Genomic DNA, 3,324 nt, shown 5'->3' on the forward strand with positions numbered 1-3,324 from the left:
CCTTCGGTTGGCGGCGGGCGGTCGGGGCGTTGGCCGCGGCGGCCGCCGTGCTCGCGCTCGTATTCGCCGCGCCGTGGCGGGATCGACCGGGCGGCACGGACGTCGCCGGCGCAGGCGGCTGGAGCGAACAGGAGATCAGGATCGCCCGCGGGGAGATCCGGCTGTCCCTGGCCCTGGCCGCCCGGATCATCGAGAAGACGGAACGCAGGACAGTCGACGAGGTCTTCGGGCACCGGCTGCCCGGGGCCGTCACCAGGTCCGTGAAGACCCTCACCTCTTCCCTCGAAGGAGGACAAGGATGAAAACCGTGCGCGTGATGTTCGCGATCGCCCTGCTGGCGGCCCTGCTGGCCGGCGGGACGGCCGCGGCGGGCGACTTGAAGAACGAACCGGGCTATATCGATCTGGAGTGGATCGTGATTCCCGACGACGCCGACGAGATCCAGGACATTGACCTGGGCCCGGCGCTGATCAGCGCGGCCGCCGACGCCGAGGCGCACGGCGACTCGGAGCTGTACAAGGCCTTCAAGATGATAAAGTCGATCCGGGTGAAGTCCTTCACCATGGACGACGCGTCGCCCGAGATCGACAAGGCCGTGGACAAGATCAACAAGAAGCTCAAGGACAAGGACTGGAAGCGCCTGATCTACGTGAAGGACGACGAGGAGATCGTCACCGTCAGCACCAAGTCCGTGGGCGACGACATGGTGGGCCTGATGGTCGTGGCCTACGAGCCCGGCAACGAGGTCTCCTTCGTCAACGTGGTGGGCGATCTGGACCTGGCGTACCTGATCAGCCTGGCCGGCAAGCTGCACGGCGATAGTCTGGCGGCGTTCCTGGAGGAGCTCGAGGACGAAGGGATGAAGATCAACGTCGAGGATGATTGAGGCCGTGCCGGACCGGGCATTGACTTCCCTCACGCAGGCAGCCACCTTACCCCGTCCGGTCCGCCGGTAGAGCGCCATTCTTCTGCAACGTGGGGGAGGTGTCCCATGGGAACCGCCGCTTTCGTGATCTTCGCCTTCTCGTCGCTGTTCGCGGTGATCGATCCGCTGGGATGCATCCCGTTCTTCAGCGGCCTGACCTCGGACCTGGGCCGCGCCCAGCAGCGCCGCGTGCTGCTGCGGGCGCTGGCGGTGGCCTTCTGCGTCCTGCTGGTCTTCACCCTCTTCGGCCACGCTTTGCTGAACCTGTTCGGCATCACCATCGAGGCTTTCCGGATCGCCGGCGGCGTGATCTTCTTCGGGATCGGCCTGGACATGCTGCAGTCCAAGCCGCAGCGCTGGCGCACGGGCATCCGCAAGGCCTACGCCCGGGACCAGGAGGAGCACGAGGACGTGGAGGACGAGGATCCGTCCGTCACGCCCCTGGCCATCCCGTTGATCGCCGGACCGGGGTCGATCACCACGGTCATGGTGCTGGCGAGCGAGGCGCCGGCCGGCCCGCTGGCCAAGCCGCTGATCCTGGGCTCGGTCCTGGCCATACTGCTGATCACCGGGGCGATCCTGATGGGAGCGGACCTGGTCATCCGCCGGGTCGGGCGCACCGGCCTGCGTATCGTCGAGAAGCTGATGGGACTGCTGGTGACCGTGATCGCGGTGCAGCTGATCATCGACGGCTTCACGCCCGTCATCCGCAACCTGATCGACTGACCCCCGCCGCGACCACAGGGGTGGCCTCTCGGCCACCCCTGTGCGGCTTTCCGTTCGTCTCGCCCGCGAAGCCTACAGCGGGATCGTGTTCCCCGCGCTGTCGTCCAGCGTGCCGGTGCCGTCCGGTCCGAAGGTCACCGTGTAGGTCACCGAGTTGCCGTACTGGGTGAAGGTCACCGTGCCGGTGCCGCTGCCGTCGGGGGCGTAGAAGATCTCGCCCGTGATGCTCGGGCTGCCGTCGGCGGCCTGGTCGCTGGCGGCGAAGGTCAGGTGGGTGCCGCCGCCTTCGAGCATCTCCAGCGCGAATTCGCCCGCGGCGCCGTCGTTGCGCGACCATTCGCCGCTGGCGTTGCCGTCGGTGTCGTGCGTGAGCGTGAAGTCCTCGCGCAGGTCGCCGTCGACCCGGTAGCCGGTGGCGGTGGTCTCGTCGCCGTTCTCGACGGCCGTGAAGTAGGTCGTGTCGGGGTGGGCGTCCTGCCACTCGACGATCTCCCAGGCCTCGACGGAACCCTCCAGGGCGGTGCCGTGGCGGTCGCGCGAGACCGGGTCGTGGCCGGCTGGGTAGGTGGTCACCAGCGCGTAGTCACCTGTGTTCTCGTCGAAGGCGCCCGCGACGACGGTGCCGTCGGCCCGGTTCTCGGTGACGGTGCCGGCGCCCTGGCCGTCCCAGGTGATCGTGCGCGTGAAGCTGGTGCCGTCGCGGTACTCCATGGTGACGGTCATGGTGCCGCTGCCGTCGCAGGCGATGTCGGCGCTGCGCGTCAGGTGCGACAGCCACCAGTCGGAGGGGTAGTGGATGTCCTGCAGGGCCTCGCCGCCGCAGGGCTCCTCGCCGGGGGCGACGGGCTCGTCGGGCAGCATGTGCACGTAGCTGCGCGGGCTGCCCCCGTCGGCGGCGACGCCGTCGAAGACCGCGGCGCGGCTGATCTCGTAGAGCAGGTCGTCGGCATCGTCGTCCAGGTCGCCCAGGCGCACGCGCAAGGTGTCGGCGGTCGACTCGAGCCAGAGGTTGTTCGGCCGGGCGGTGAAGATGCCCACGGCCAGGACGTCGGCGTCGGGCGTGATCTCGTTGCCGGAGACCGGCGCGATGCTGGCGGTGTGCTCGGCGTCGTTGCGCCAGTGCACCTTGGCGGTCAGAGAATGGATGGTCTCGTCGCCATCGATGCGGAAATCGCCCGGGTCGAGGATCATCTCGACCTCGTGCCAGGCCTGCAGGATGTTGAAGCTGGGATCGTCGACGCGCTGGTAGGCGCGGACCTCCACGCCCGGACCCATGGGGCCGGCGCCGCTCACGGGCGCCAGGCTGGCGGCCGTGGCCTCGCCGTTGCCCCGGGTGGCGGCGTGCTCGACGGCGTGGTAGGCGTCGTCCTCGCCGGTCTCCAGGGTGCCGTTGCTGTCGAACACGATCTCGGTGCTGCGCGTTGCGATCTGCAGGGGACCGGCGCCGGGATACGCGCGCTGGGAGACGAGGCGCAGGATGTCCGTCTCGTCGGTCTCGACCAGGGCGTCGAGGCCGGTGCTGTCGGCCGTGTCGTAGTAGACGACGGCGATGGTGTCGCCCGCGGTCTTGCCCGGGTTCTCCAGGTGCAGGCGCGATAGCCGCGACAGGGGGCTGCCCCCGGCGGCGGTGGCGACGCGGGCGGCCGCGGCGGCCGTCCTGGCGTCGCGGAAGC

General features: G+C 69.3%; 4 protein-coding genes. 3 read left to right on the forward strand and 1 reads right to left on the reverse strand.

Translation table 11 applies throughout. The annotated features are described in order from the left end of the window. From KJ554_08555 to KJ554_08565, 3 genes are all read left to right on the forward strand, one after another. The coding region (locus tag KJ554_08555; protein ID MBU0742381.1) for a hypothetical protein at window positions 1–302 on the forward strand (302 nt) is incomplete at its 5' end. Beyond that, window positions 299–886: a DUF4252 domain-containing protein gene (locus tag KJ554_08560; GenBank protein ID MBU0742382.1), complete on the forward strand. Its 588-nt coding sequence runs from the start codon at window positions 299–301 to the stop codon at window positions 884–886. The genes KJ554_08555 and KJ554_08560, both read left to right, overlap by 4 nt. A 105-nt stretch (window positions 887–991) precedes the next feature. Further along, window positions 992–1,651: a MarC family protein gene (locus KJ554_08565; protein ID MBU0742383.1), complete on the forward strand. Its 660-nt coding sequence runs from the start codon at window positions 992–994 to the stop codon at window positions 1,649–1,651. Between the two features lie 72 nt (window positions 1,652–1,723). Here KJ554_08565 and KJ554_08570 read toward each other — a convergent pair. Then, window positions 1,724–3,324: hypothetical protein (locus KJ554_08570; protein ID MBU0742384.1), on the reverse strand; the 1,601-nt coding region annotated here is incomplete at its 5' end.

Source organism: bacterium (genome assembly GCA_018814885.1).
Taxonomy (GTDB): Bacteria; Krumholzibacteriota; Krumholzibacteriia; order LZORAL124-64-63; family LZORAL124-64-63; genus JAHIYU01.

Excerpts from the sequence above, each read along its gene's own strand:
- KJ554_08565 (MBU0742383.1), top strand. The coding sequence starts at position 992 with ATGGGAACCGCCGCTTTCGTGATCTTCGCCTTCTCGTCGCTGTTCGCG.
- KJ554_08560 (MBU0742382.1), top strand. The coding sequence starts at position 299 with ATGAAAACCGTGCGCGTGATGTTCGCGATCGCCCTGCTGGCGGCCCTG.